This is a genomic window from Streptomyces coelicoflavus, assembly GCF_003112555.1.
Taxonomy (GTDB): domain Bacteria; phylum Actinomycetota; class Actinomycetes; order Streptomycetales; family Streptomycetaceae; genus Streptomyces; species Streptomyces coelicoflavus.
Map to the genome: position 1 here is coordinate 26903 of NZ_BEWB01000022.1, position 12489 is coordinate 39391.

General features: G+C 69.6%; 11 protein-coding genes and 1 pseudogene. 9 read left to right on the forward strand and 3 right to left on the reverse strand.

Annotation, left to right across the window (positions count from 1 at the left end):
- Positions 1-47 precede the first annotated feature (47 nt).
- Positions 48-1425 (forward strand): annotated as a pseudogene (locus Sco07f_RS37775) (NF041680 family putative transposase).
- A 341-nt stretch (positions 1426-1766) separates the two neighbouring features.
- Here Sco07f_RS37775 and Sco07f_RS37785 read toward each other — a convergent pair.
- Positions 1767-2435 carry an HAD family hydrolase gene (locus tag Sco07f_RS37785; RefSeq protein ID WP_108990566.1) on the reverse strand — a complete coding sequence of 223 codons (669 nt, stop codon included), beginning with the start codon at positions 2433-2435 and terminating at the stop codon, positions 1767-1769.
- 81 nt (positions 2436-2516) lie between these two features.
- Between Sco07f_RS37785 and Sco07f_RS37790 the strand changes: the two genes are divergently transcribed.
- A complete protein-coding gene (locus tag Sco07f_RS37790) occupies positions 2517-3719 on the forward strand; it encodes a helix-turn-helix domain-containing protein (RefSeq protein ID WP_108990567.1) in 1203 nt (400 codons plus the stop codon).
- 179 nt (positions 3720-3898) lie between these two features.
- Here Sco07f_RS37790 and Sco07f_RS37795 read toward each other — a convergent pair whose 3' ends face one another.
- Together Sco07f_RS37795 and Sco07f_RS37800 are read right to left on the reverse strand one after the other, a co-directional pair.
- Positions 3899-4381: an SAM-dependent methyltransferase gene (locus tag Sco07f_RS37795; RefSeq protein WP_108990568.1), complete on the reverse strand. Its 483-nt coding sequence runs from the start codon at positions 4379-4381 to the stop codon at positions 3899-3901.
- Positions 4382-4453: 72 nt separating this feature from the next.
- A complete protein-coding gene (locus Sco07f_RS37800; protein WP_174855478.1) occupies positions 4454-5842 on the reverse strand; it encodes an NsdA family TPR-like regulatory protein in 1389 nt (462 codons plus the stop codon).
- A gap of 300 nt (positions 5843-6142) precedes the next feature.
- Here Sco07f_RS37800 and Sco07f_RS37805 point away from each other — a divergent pair, with 300 nt between their 5' ends.
- The 7 genes from Sco07f_RS37805 (at position 6143) to Sco07f_RS37835 (ending at position 12462) form a co-directional block, all read left to right on the forward strand.
- Positions 6143-6517 carry a DUF6415 family natural product biosynthesis protein gene (locus Sco07f_RS37805; protein WP_244942243.1) on the forward strand — a complete coding sequence of 125 codons (375 nt, stop codon included), beginning with the start codon at positions 6143-6145 and terminating at the stop codon, positions 6515-6517.
- Positions 6518-6751: 234 nt separating this feature from the next.
- Entirely contained in the window at positions 6752-8653 is a 1902-nt protein-coding gene (locus Sco07f_RS37810; RefSeq protein ID WP_108990569.1) for a glycoside hydrolase family 15 protein, read from the forward strand.
- 26 nt (positions 8654-8679) lie between these two features.
- Positions 8680-10197, forward strand: coding sequence for a sensor histidine kinase (locus tag Sco07f_RS37815; protein WP_108990570.1), 1518 nt, complete (start codon positions 8680-8682; stop codon positions 10195-10197).
- A 61-nt stretch (positions 10198-10258) separates the two neighbouring features.
- Positions 10259-10774 carry a roadblock/LC7 domain-containing protein gene (locus tag Sco07f_RS37820; RefSeq protein ID WP_108990571.1) on the forward strand — a complete coding sequence of 172 codons (516 nt, stop codon included), beginning with the start codon at positions 10259-10261 and terminating at the stop codon, positions 10772-10774.
- Positions 10771-11178, forward strand: coding sequence for a DUF742 domain-containing protein (locus tag Sco07f_RS37825; RefSeq protein WP_108990572.1), 408 nt, complete (start codon positions 10771-10773; stop codon positions 11176-11178). The genes Sco07f_RS37820 and Sco07f_RS37825 overlap by 4 nt, the downstream gene beginning before the upstream one ends.
- A 52-nt stretch (positions 11179-11230) precedes the next feature.
- Positions 11231-11821, forward strand: a complete 591-nt coding sequence (locus Sco07f_RS37830) for a GTP-binding protein (RefSeq protein WP_167468338.1) — start codon at positions 11231-11233, stop codon at positions 11819-11821.
- A complete protein-coding gene (locus tag Sco07f_RS37835) occupies positions 11821-12462 on the forward strand; it encodes a GAF domain-containing protein (protein ID WP_108990573.1) in 642 nt (213 codons plus the stop codon). Before Sco07f_RS37830 ends, Sco07f_RS37835 begins: the two co-directional genes overlap by 1 nt.
- Positions 12463-12489 lie beyond the last annotated feature (27 nt).

Below are 12489 nucleotides of genomic sequence, written 5' to 3' on the forward strand. Positions count from 1 at the left end.
GATTCCGGGGCGAGTTCTACTCCTGCCTCACCGCTCGTTCGGATACGTTGTTCGAGCTGGCTGACGCTGTTCTGTGCGGCGACGGGCCAGTGAGATCGCTGGCCGAGCTGTCGCTGGCCGGCGAGCACCGCCGCGGTCATGGCGGGCTATACGCCGCCGGCGCCGGTGGCCGGGTCGATACCGGCCGGCTGCGGCGGGCCCTGGCCGCGGTGCCATTGCCGCGGGCCGCCGACGGCCGACTGGTCCTGGCCATCGACATCACCTGCTGGCTACGCCCCGACGTGCACACCTCACCGCAGCGGATCCCGTGTCACACCTACGGCCGGGGAAAAGACCAGCACATCCCTGTCCCCGGCTGGCCGTACTCGATCATCTGCGCGCTCGAGCCGGTCGCAGTTCCTGGGCCGCCCCTTTGGACGTGCTTCGCCTGGCCCTCGGGGACGACACGGCCACCGTCACCGCCCGACAGCTGCGGGACCTGCTCAACCGACTGATCACCGCCGGGCAATGGCAAGAGGGCGACCGCGACGTCCCCGTCATCGCGGACGCCGGATACGACGCATTCCGCCTTGCGTTCCTCCTCAAAGACCTGCCGGTCGAAATGCTCGCCCGGATGCACTCGGACCGGGTGCTGCTCCGGGCTCTCCCACCCCGCCAGCCACACACGATGGGCCGCCCACCCCGGCACGGCGGCTAATTCGTCTTCGGCCAGCCCGACACCTGGGGCGTCCCGGACACCGAAACCGTCACCGACACACGCCTTTACGGCACCGCCAAGGCCCGCTCCTGGGACCGGCTGCACCCCAGGCTCACCCACCGCTCCTCCTGGGCCACCACCGACGGCACCCTCCCGGTCGTCGAAGGCACGGTGCTCCGCCTCGACATCGACCACCTGCCCAACGGAGCAACACCGAAGCCGGTCTGGCCGTGGTGGTCAGGCACCGACGCCCCCCGGCAGACGCCGATCGTCTCTGGCAGGCTTACCTGCGACGCTTCGACATCGAGCACACCTTCCGCCTGTTCAAACAGACCCTCGGCTGGACCTCCCCAAATATCCGCACTCCCCGAAGCCGCCGACCGCCGGACCTGGCTCATCCTCGCCGCCTACACCCAACACCGCCTCGCCCGCACACTCGCAGCCGAGCCGGACCGGCGCCGCCCCTGGGAAAACCCCAGCTCTCCAGACCGGCTCGCTCCCGCCCGCGTCCGGCCGCGACTTCCGGCACATCCGCCCACAGACCGCCTGCCCGCCCAGAGCACCAAAACCCACCCGCCCCGGCCCCGGACCGACCACCGGGCCGAAAGAACACCCATCCCGCACCGCGCCACGACTGCACACACCCAAGAAGACACAGCCAGCAGAACGACAAAAGAATGAAGTCAACCAGCCCAAAGCCCCGCCGCACAGGTTCAAGATCAAGCTAAGGGCTGTGCTGTAAATGATGTAGGGCATGCCGATTGGCCAGCGGCGCTGCCACGCACCCTCTGAAGATGAGGCGATGGAGGCTAGCGAGGCCGAGCATGGGGTGGTGAACGCCCTTGTCCTTGAGGCGGCCATCGGGCGGAGGATCATCCAGATCTTCATACGCGGAGGTACGCCCGACGCGGGCGCGGCTCTTGCGGTGGGAGGCGTGAGTCGGGCGGAACCGGCGAGGCAGCCGCGGCCCTGCCGAGATTGATCATCTGGGCCCTCCGCAGCCGCTTCTCGAGATCCCGGCATCGGCCTGGGCCTTCCTGCTGCTCAGCCTGGGACGGGGCTGCTTTCTTCATCCCCGGAACGCGCCGAGCACCAGCGCAACATCGGCCAGACCGTCGAGCACGGACTCGGCACCCGCATCCTTCAGTTCGGCCACCGAGGCCTTGCCGGTGGCGACCGCGATCGTCCGAACGCCAGCTGCACGCCCGCCCGCCACATCCGCTCGGGTATCCCCGAAGAACACGGCCTTTGGCCCAGTGACGTCCGCCCGTTGAAGAGCGATGCGCAGCAGTTCAGGGCGCTCCTCTCCGTCCTCCCCGAAGGCGCCCTCCTCAAGCCGAAGGTACGAATCCAGACCGAACGTAGCCAACTTCACCTCGGCCGCAAGCCGAACGTTGCCGGTCACAACTGACTGCCGCAAGCCCCGCTCATCGAGTGCGGCAAGAAGCGTGGCGGCACCTGGCAGTGCGTGGCCACGCTCGCGCAGGTCGGCTGCGCGCCGAACGTGCACCGTGCCAAGCGCGTCAGCGAACCGGGTGAACAGCTCCTCGTCGTAGTCGAGACCGTGGAGCCGGGCGGTCTCCCGCAGGATCACACGCTCCGTCGAGCCCGTGACCGACGCCTGCTCGCGCATCGCACATCCTGTCACCTGCTCGAATGCGTCGGCCCACAGCTCGCGGCCCAGCCCGCCTGTGGCCATGAGCGTGTGATCGATGTCCCACAGCACCAGTTCCGGCACCGGCAGCTCCCTTCTCCAGAACAGCAGGGTCCCCGTGCATCCCGCACCCTACGCTCGGAAGAAGCATCGAGGAGCGGACACATGGTGGCAGCAGACCTCCCCATCGGGGACCGCATCAGGCATTACCGCGGCGGGCGTAGGCAGGACGCCGTCGCTGGGCTGGTCGGTATCAGTCCGGACTATCTGTCGCAGATCGAGCGCGGACTGAAGGTTCCGTCGGTGCCCATGTTGTACGCCCTTGCCCAGGAGTTGGGGGTGCCAGCCGCAGCGCTGCTGTCCGAGCAAGCGCCCGTGGAAGCTGAGTCGACAGATACGGCGGAGGCCGCGGTCGGTCGTGCTTTCCTCGGGTATGGTCCGCCCCGCAGTACCGCCCCGGTTCCGGCGGCTGTACTACGGGACCGTGTGGAGGTCGCCTGGCAGTCCTGGCAGACGAGCGGCACCCGTTTCACGGAGGCTGCCGAGACGCTGCCCGACCTGGTTGGCGATGTCGAGCATGCCGTCCGGGCCGCCCGCGCCGGTAACGACCCGGCCGAACGGCGAGCCGTGCTGCGGGCAGCGGCCGACCTCTACTGTCTGCTCCGGTCGTACTTACGACGCACCGGCCGCGTGGACTTGGCCACCATCGCGGCCGACCGAGCCCAGCGCGCTGCTGAGGACGCCGACGATCCTTTGCGCATCGCCGCCGCCCAATGGAATCTAGGCCACGTCCTGCTCGCTGCCGGCCAGCCAGCAGAGGCGGAGGAGCTTGCGCTCTGCGCGGCCGAGCAGGTCGCCGCGACAACGATGCCCGAGGCCGAGCGAGTGGCGATGGGCGGCGCCCTACAGCTCGTCGCCGTGGTCGGCGCCGCACGCCGCCGCCGGTGGTGGGAAGCACGCGAGCGGCTAAGGCAATACGCTGCACCTGCAGCCCGCCGGGTGCCCGATGAGAGCAACGTGGCCTGGACCGTCTTCGGCCCGACCAATGTGGCGTTGCACTCCTTGTCCATCGACATGGAGGCGGGCGAGACCGGTGAAGCCCTACACACAGCGGACGCCATCGACAGCGACGGACTTCCGTCTGTAGAGCGGGAGTTCACGTTCGGCCTGGAGGTCGCTGCCTGCCACTCTCAACGCCGCGACGACGCAGCCACGCTGCTGACCCTGCGGGAGCTGGAGACACTCGCGCCCGAGGATCTCGCGCGCAACCCCCTCGCCCGCCAACTAGTGCTCACGGTCATCCGTAGGGCGCGGGCCATGCAAGCCCGGCAGGCAGAGAAAATGGCCGAACGGATCGGACTGGTGTGAGCGAGCCGCTGGGTCACCCGAGCTGACAGCTCGGGTGTGATCGCACCCTGTTCCCTACGGTCGTCGGTGTGAGACGGATCACCGCGACTGGGGAGGCCAGGGACATGCCTAGCGAACCCGCGAGCACGCTGTTGACAACGGCTACCGTGCGGATGCGCGAGGTATCGCGGCAAGCCTGTCTACGGGCGCTTCGACGCGTCACACCAGTAGCTTGCGAGCATCTCGCCCGGCCAGGCCGGTTGCCGGACGGCTCCTCGGGGGCCCATCTCCTGAAAGTACGGGGCCAGGTCCACGACCGGCGTCCCGTCGACCGCGTCGAGATCGGTCACCAGGAGGTCGCGGCCTTTCACGCTGAGCAGCTTCGGGTAGCTGACGGCCAACTGGTTGGGCCGTCGGTGATTCCGGTGAACGAACGTTCCGGTCGCCGGCCACTGCGGGTTGCCTCGGGGGCTGCGGGCGTGGAGTTGCACATCCTCGGGTTGTGCAAGGTGGAAGCGCCACGTCACCGTCAAGTGGGAGAACGCCTCGATGCCCTGCAGCGTTTCGAGTGGGAAGGCGTCATTCAGTCGAATGATCGATTCCGCCCCGCCCTGGTAATCGTCTTGGACGCGGGTGTGGCCTCCGACGACCGTTGCGATCGATTCAACCTCGTACGTTGCCATCGGCGCTCGTTCCTCTCCCCTGGAGTCGCGTGTACAGCAGCCACCAGCCGCAGCCGCGGACCTGCCCTGTGGTCAGCCTATGGCGCGCAGCATCTCCCGCGCCCGGCGGTCCAGTGCGGCCACGTGACGGCCCCCACGTTGCCTCACGGGCGACAGGTCGCTCTGCATACGGAGGATGATGTCGCGGGCGCGGCCGGACTGGACGCCGGCCATGGCGTCGAGGGCTTGTGCCCAGGTGCCGCATGCCTCGTCGAGACGTCCTTGCTGGACCTGGACGGCGCCCAGGTAGCCGAGGGTCACGCTGTGGGTGCGGGCGTATTGCTGTCGGCGGCGGGTGGCGACGCTGCGCTGGAAGTGGAGTTCCGCGTCGAAGGGGTTGCCCAGGTCGCGCAGAGCGCAGGCGGTCTCGTGGGCGAGGGAGGCTTCCTGGAAGAAGCCCACACGCTCGGGGGCATCCTCGTTGTCGGCTCGGGCGAGATCCCGCTCCGCCCGGCTGATGGCCGCGAGGGTGCCGGGGCGGTCGCCGTCGGCGGCCAGGGCGCGGGCGTGGACGATGGAGAGCAGGGCCTTCTCGCGCGAGCTGGCTTGGCCGTAGTGGGTGTGGGCCATGGAGGCGTCGGCCAGGTCGAGGGCCCTGCGTGGGTGCCCGAGGTCGACTGCCTGGTGGGCGAGGGCGCGCAGGATGTGGCCGCCCAGCGGTCCGTCTGCGGCTTCGGCCGCGATGCGTGCGGCGAGGGTGAGGTAGCGCTGGGCGGTGCGGTGCTCCGAGGCGTCGAACGCCATCCAGCCTGCGATGTAGGTCATCTCTGCCACGGCCGAGTATGTGTCCCGGCGGTGCCGTTCCGTTCGGAATCTGCTGCCCAGCAGTGGCACCGCTTCGTCGCGGAGGTGGCCTGCCAGGGCCGAGCGCCCCGAGGCTCCACCACGCTGCTGGTCCCGCGCCGAGTAGAAGGCTGTCAGGTTGCGGACGTCGCTGATGTCGGCCTGCGTTACCAGTCGTGGGGAGACCGCTGGGCGCGATGCTGCCGCGGCTGGGGCGGTTGTCCACCACGTGCTCTCGGGCAGTGTGAGGCCGGCGGCCGAGTACGCGGCGGTTGCCAGCAGCTTGCGTCGGTGCATGTCCAGGTCGTCGCTTCCCAGCTCGGCGAGCACGGTCAGAGGGTCGACGCTCCAGTCGGAACTGCTGTCGGGCGAGCCTGTCGGTCCGTCTTCCAGCCCGAGGTCAGCGAGGGTGAGGCGGCGGCTGAGCCTGCGGGACAGCGTCTCACGCAGGATATGGGGCGCTCGTCCGCTGGGCTTGGTGCCCTGGACCCACATGGCGATGTGCGAGCGGGAGACGGCCTCCAACTCGCGTGCACCGCTCTCCGCGGCGACACGAGCGATGGCGGCGGCTGCTTGGGGCTGGGACCAGCCCGCTTCGCGCAAGAGTGCGGCGAGGGCGATGTTTCGCTCACGGGCCATGGGGTGCCCCTCGGGTCCGAAATGATCTTTGACGCCTTTGACGGCCTTGCGGGCCGCGCAGGCATACCCCTCAGCGGGGATTCGCGGTTCGCTCAACGTAGCGGCCGGATCACTCACCTTGCACGCCGACCGACTGCGGTGCACGGCGTTTCTCACCCAACTTGGCTTGATCTACATAGGAGTTGTGTCATGCGTCTCTCGCTGGTCCCTCGCCGGGCGTTGTGCCAACGCAGTGGTCAGGACCGGAGCCTCAGTGATCCGGGTGCCGGGCGTGACCAAGCGGTGTCCGCGACGGAGACGGTGACGCTCGTGCTGGGCGAGGACTCGCCAGTGCCCGAGACCGCCGCCGATGTGGAGAACCTCGTCCTGCGGCTGCGAGGGCACGTCAACCAGCTCGGATTCCTGATGCCTTCGCAAGAGCCGGTTTTGCTCCGTGCGCAGCAACTCTGCTCGGTCGGGCTCCCGGAGGGCTATCTGCCCAGCCGGGTGCACCTCGTCAGACTCGCCGAGGCAACGCAGGAACTCATCGCGAAGATCCGGCTGGACGACGTCGGAGCGAGTCGACCGGCACGGAGGTTGGCTCGATGGACACCGCAGATCAACGTGCTGCGCGGTGCGGTCTTCGCCGTCGCCCTCACCTGCCTGGTGTGGGCCGCTTCGGTGCCCCGGACATGACCCTCACCGGAGCGCTCCTCATCGGACTGATCCTCGTCCCGATGGCGTGGCTGGTGTGCCGAGGCCCTCGTGCGACTGGCCTCGATCCCGCAGACAGGGCCTCCACGCCACCTCCGAGCGAGCCTGCGTCCCCGCGGTGACCGCTGACTCCTTGACTCCCGGCCTGTCCCCGGCCGCTTCGGCGGCCCCTATAACACCCCCAGACCAGCGGGGCTTAACGGAGATCCACACAAGATGAAACGCCTTCCACGTATTGAGCAGTACGGCCTGATTGGCGATACGCAGACCAGCGCCCACGTCTGCGACGACGGCATGATCGACTGGCTGTGCCTGCCTCGCTTCGACTCACCGGCCGTGTTTGCCGGCCTGCTCGGCACACAGAAGCACGGCACCTGGCAGATCTCCCCGGCCTCGTCCGCAGGCCGGCCCGGCTCCGGAACAGTGGCTGGGCGCCGGTACCGCGGTGACTCGCTCGTTCTCGAATCGCTGTGGCGTACCCCGACTGGTTCGGTCCGGGTCCTGGATTTCATGCCGCCGCGCGACGGGGCCCCGCAGGTGATCCGGATCGTGGAGGGCCTGTGCGGCGAGGTGGAGATGGTCTCGGCCATGCGTCCTCGGCCCGGGTACGGCAGCGTCAGCCCGTGGATCCACGAGGTCGGTGGGCGCATGGTCGCGGAGGCCGGCGCGGACGCTCTGTGGCTCGACACCTGCGTCCCGCAGGTGGAGAAGGACGGCGTCGTCGTCAGCGCCTTCACCGTCGCCGCCGGACAGAGCGTGGCGTTCGTGCTCAGCTGGTGCCCGTCCCATGCAGCCGCCCCTGACGTTGCTGCCCCTGAGACCGCCCTCGCCGAGACGCTCGCCTTCTGGCAGGACTGGACGCAGGAGTGCACCTACGACGGGCCCTATCGCGAGGCCGTGGTCCGGTCCTCGATCACGCTGAAGGCCATGACCTACGGGCCGAGCGGCGGGATCGTGGCGGCGCCGACCACGTCGCTTCCCGAGGAGATCGGCGGCGACCGGAACTGGGACTACCGCTTCACCTGGCTGCGCGACGCCGCCACGACGCTCGCCGCACTGCTGGGGACCGGATACCGGCACGAGGCACAAGCATGGCGGCGATGGCTCCTGCGGGCCGCGGCCGGGGACCCGGAGAACCTGCAGATCATGTACGGGATCACCGGGGAACGTGACCTGCGGGAGCGGGAGCTTCCCTGGCTTCCCGGGTACGAAGGCTCCTCGCCGGTGCGGGTCGGGAACGGGGCTGCGGATCAGCTGCAGCTGGACGTGTACGGCGAGGTGATCGACACCCTGTATCTCGCACACCGGAGCGGAGTCGCCCACTGCGCCGACACCGCGGTCCTGCACCAGCGGCTCATCGAGCACCTGGTCCAGCGCTGGCGGGAGCCCGACGAGGGCATCTGGGAGATCCGCGGTGCCCGCCGGCACTTCGTCCATTCCAAGGTGATGGCCTGGGTGGCGGTCGACCGCACCATCCGCCTGGTCGAAGCCGGCGCCCTCAACATCGACGTGGCCCCGCTGGTCGAGCTGCGGGCGGCGATCCACCGGGAGGTCTGTGACAAGGGTTTCGACCCGGTGCGCAATACCTTCACCCAGTCCTACGGCTCGCAGGAACTGGATGCCGCCACGCTGCTCATCCCCCGCACCGGCTTCCTGCCGCCCGATGACCCGCGCGTCATCGGCACCGTGGATGCGGTCCGTCGTGAACTCTCCACGGACGACGGGCTCGTGTACCGGTACCCGACCTGCGGTGAGGACGTCGGGGTGGACGGCTTGACCGGCGACGAGGGCGCCTTCTTCCTGTGCAACTTCTGGCTCGTCGACGGCCTCGCCCTGACCGGCCGCCCCGACGAGGCGCGCGCCTTGTTCGAACGCCTCCTGGCTCTGCGCACCGACCTCGGGCTCCTGGCGGAGGAGTACGACCCCGTCCAGCAGCGCCAGCTCGGCAACTTCCCGCAGGCGTTCAGCCACATGGGCCTGATCCAGAGCGCCCTGCTCCTTCAGCAGATGGCGACGCAGTCCTGCCCCCGCCACGCCGCGCTCGCGGTTCCCGCACCCCGGTCAACCTCCCGCAGCACGCGCCAGTCCACCGCAGACCTGACGCCGCAGCACGCATAGCCACCCCACCCCTGACGAGGATTCCCATGCCTGACAGCGCCTTCCCGGCACGGCCGGCCGCTACCGGCCACCGCAGACGGCGGCCCCCGGTCGACGCGACGACGCTGTACCTCGCCCGTCGCGCCGTGGCACTGCCCCTGGCACTCCTTGCCGCGCTGCTGCTCGCCGCCTTCGCTCTCCGGTCGGGGTCTGTCGTAGGCCCCGGCTGGGTCCTGGCCGGCCTGGTCTGCGGACTGGCGGCGGTCGTCGCGGTGGCGGCACACGGAACACGCACCGTCGCCAGTACCGTGCAGTCGGCAGTGGAGGAGTCCCAGGCAGCAGCGCTGACAGCGGTCACAGGGGCAGCGGCAGCCGTTGAGAAGTCGGTGCTGTGGTCGGCGGACGAGCTGTGCCGCGGAAAACGTCCAGCGTTGCCGGACCCGCACACCGCGCAGTCGCCCACTGCAAACGCCGGGATCGACAACACGCTGAGTGCCCTCCAGGCGCAGGCCATCATGTCGCTGATCCGCGTGCACGACGAGTCCCAGTCCGTGGTCCTCCTGGAGGTGCTTCGCCGCCTGGCCATGCGCGAGCACGCCCTGGTCAGCAAGGCACTCCAGGCACTGAGCCAGCTGGAGATGCTGACCGACGACCCGGAGCTGCTGGCCAAGATCTTCGAGATCGATCACCTCGTGACGCGGATGCGCCGCCAGGTCGAGAGCACGGCGGTCCTGGGAGGACAGTCCCTGCGCAGCGTGCGCCGGCCCGTTCCCGTCACGACGGCCCTGCGTGGCGCTGTCTCCGAGGTCGTGCAGTATCCGCGGGTGGCCGTCGCGGCCGGATCCGTGGGTGCCGAGCTGGGGCTGCCCGGCCATGTGGGGCCGGACCTGACGCACCTGCTGGCCGAGCTGATCGAGAACGCCTGCGAGTGTTCGGATCCAGAGACGCGGGTGATGGTGCGCGCGCAGCGGGTGCCACACGGGCTGGCCATCGAGGTCGAGGACCGCGCCATCCCGATGCACCCGCAGACGCGGGCACAGATGAACCACCTGCTCAAAGCCCCGGACGAGGTCGACGTCAGCGGCCAGGTCCGGGCCGGGCAGCTCGGCCTGCTGGTCGCCTCGAAGATCGCCCAGTCACACGGCCTGTCCGTCCTCCTGCAGGAGAACGCGACGGGAGGCACCACCGCCCTGGTCGTCATACCGGCACGGCTCCTGGTAGCCATTCCATCGGTCGAGGATGCGGGCGCGCCGCCGCCCCAGGAAGCCCGAACGTCCGGGCGGCAGCCGCAGCAGGTGGCCGCGGCTCGAGCCGCCTCGGGGGCGGGTCAAGCCGCACGCCCGGGCGCCGCTGGGGCGCCGACCGCAGAGGCAGGTCAGTCGGCTGACGCGCCCGCTCTGCCGACGCGCACACGCCGAACGGAACCTTTCCGTCCACCGCACGAGCGGGAGCAAGCCCCCATGGCCGCGGCGACGCCCGGACTCGCAGCCGCCTTCCGCAACGGCCTCCAGGCCGGCGGCACCGCCGATTCCCCTCCCGCCTCGGCAGAACATCCAACCCCCTGACCCGTCCGTTCCCGGTGGCCCGGCACATCCACTGGCCCTTCCCCCTTCTGGAGCGACCCCTATGAGCACCCACCACGCGATGCACAACATGACCGGCGACATGCCCGCATCCGCGACGACCACAAGCGGACAGCGGGACAGCATGGTCTGGCTGCTGCGTCAGTTCGCCTCCGAGACGCTGGGTGTCACGCACGCCGTGCTGATCTCGCGCGACGGACTGCGGCTGCTGGACAGTGACGTCGACAAGGACTGGGCGGACGAGCTGTCGGCCGCCTTCAGCGGGGTGGCCTCCCTCGCGGCGAACATCACCGGTCCGCGTGGGAAGAAGAGGCCGGCGGGCCAGGTCATCATCGAGCGATCCGACTGCCTGTTCTTCGTCCAGAGCGCCGGGCGCAGCGCGGCCTTCGACAACCACCCCGGTAACGAACGCGGTGAGGTGGACACGATCCTCGCCGTCATCGCCACCCGGGACGCCGACGTGGGCACCGTCGGCTTCGAGATGGGGCGCCTGGTCCAGAAGTTCGCCCCGTACATGGTGATCCCCGTCCGTGGCGGCACGGGCGGAGAGGTCCGGTGAGCACGTACGGCCGCGCGGCCGAGGAGTCGGCGTTCGTGCGGACCTACACCGTGACGCGCGGGCGTACCAAGCCGCGGCACCTGCTCGCTCTGGAAACCGTCCTGGAGGCTGGGCAGGGAAGGCCAGGCCCGGCGCAAGCCGAGGAGTGCGAGGAGATTCTCGCCCTGTGCCGGGAGCGCCGGCGGTCGGTGGTCGAGCTGGCGGGCCGCCTCGGCCGGCCCGTGACCGCCGTCAAGATCCTCGTTTCCGACCTCCTGGACGCCGACGCCCTCGTCGTCCCCCTGACCCATCCCTATGCCGATACCGGCGCGGGCTCCGGCCCGTCTGTCCAACTGCTGGCAGCCGTAACAGCTGGCTTGAAGAGGAAGTGGCCTGATGCCGTTGCCTACTGCCAGGCCGGATGATCCGGCCGCGGTGCTGCATAGTTCGCCGCCCCCGCGGGCCGGTGCACCGACCGTGCTGAAAATCGTGATCGCCGGCGGATTCGGCGCGGGCAAGACCACCGCCGTGGGCGCCGTCAGCGAGATCACGCCGCTGAGCACGGAGGAGTACCTGACCGAGGCGAGCGCGGACGTCGACAGCCTGGCGGGCATCGAGGCGAAGGTGACCACCACGGTCGCCTTCGACTTCGGCCGACTGAGCCTGCCCGACGCGCCGATGCCTCTGGAGCTGTTCCTGTTCGGCACGCCGGGTGAGGACCGGTTCGTCGACCTCTGGTACGACCTCTCCCGCGGCGCCGTTGGCGCGGTCGTCCTGGTCGACACCCGCCGTTTGGAGAGCAGCTTCACGCCCGTCAGCTTCTTCGAGGACATCGGCCTGCCCTTCGTCGTCGCGGTCAACCAGTTCGACGGGGCGCACCGCTACCACCCCGAGCAGGTCCGCGCCGCTCTCGAACTCCCCGCTGCCGTGCCGGTGGTCACCTGCGACGCCCGCGACACGAATCACGTCGCCGGCGTTCTGCTGGCCCTCGTCGACCACGCCGTGAATAGCGTCGCGACCATCAATCGCGCTGGTCACGCCCCTTCTACCACCTTCCAGGACGCCTGATGTCACAGCACCCCAGCGACCCCTACCGCACGCCGCAGGCCACCCCGCCCGCGCGGTCCTTGCCGCGCCGCGACATGCGGGACGCCATCGGTGGCTCAGTCGCCCAGCCCGCCGCCGCCCTCACCAGTCAGTCGCCCCAGCAGTCACTGGAGCTGGCGCAGCGCTACGAGCTGTTGCACCGCCTGGGCGTGCCCACCGTGGCCAACGAGGACTTCGACGACATGGCAAGCCACATGGCTGAGCGGGCGGGATTCCTGTACGGATTTGTCAACCTGGGCTTGGAGAAGCAGAAGTTCGTCGGACTGCACCAGCCGCCCGCGGACAGCGGGTACGTCATCGTCGGCCGCACCATGAGCCGCGACCACGGCTGGTGCCCGGAGGTCATGGCCCGCAGGAAGGCCCTGCCGCTGCACGACGTGCACGCCAGCCCGCGCTTCAGCGGCAACGCGGTCGTCGACGCCGTCGGGATCCGCTCCTACTTCGGCGCCCCGCTCATCCACGAGAGCGGTGTTGTGCTGGGCACGGTGTGCGTCATCGACCCCGAGAAGCGACCTCTGAGCGAGGCCCGACGGATCAGGGACATCACCATCAACACCGGCGCGCAGGTGATGGACCACATGTCCCGGGCTCCCCTCCGCTAGGCCATTTCACCCCCACCCGGGAGCCGT

Bases quoted from the DNA above. Each gene is read 5' to 3' on its own strand.
- Sco07f_RS37790 (WP_108990567.1), top strand. From the start codon at position 2,517: ATGGTGGCAGCAGACCTCCCCATCGGGGACCGCATCAGGCATTACCGC.
- Sco07f_RS37795 (WP_108990568.1), bottom strand. From the start codon at position 4,381: ATGGCAACGTACGAGGTTGAATCGATCGCAACGGTCGTCGGAGGCCAC.
- Sco07f_RS37800 (WP_174855478.1), bottom strand. From the start codon at position 5,842: ATGGCCCGTGAGCGAAACATCGCCCTCGCCGCACTCTTGCGCGAAGCG.
- Sco07f_RS37810 (WP_108990569.1), top strand. From the start codon at position 6,752: ATGAAACGCCTTCCACGTATTGAGCAGTACGGCCTGATTGGCGATACG.
- Sco07f_RS37815 (WP_108990570.1), top strand. From the start codon at position 8,680: ATGCCTGACAGCGCCTTCCCGGCACGGCCGGCCGCTACCGGCCACCGC.
- Sco07f_RS37820 (WP_108990571.1), top strand. From the start codon at position 10,259: ATGAGCACCCACCACGCGATGCACAACATGACCGGCGACATGCCCGCA.
- Sco07f_RS37835 (WP_108990573.1), top strand. From the start codon at position 11,821: ATGTCACAGCACCCCAGCGACCCCTACCGCACGCCGCAGGCCACCCCG.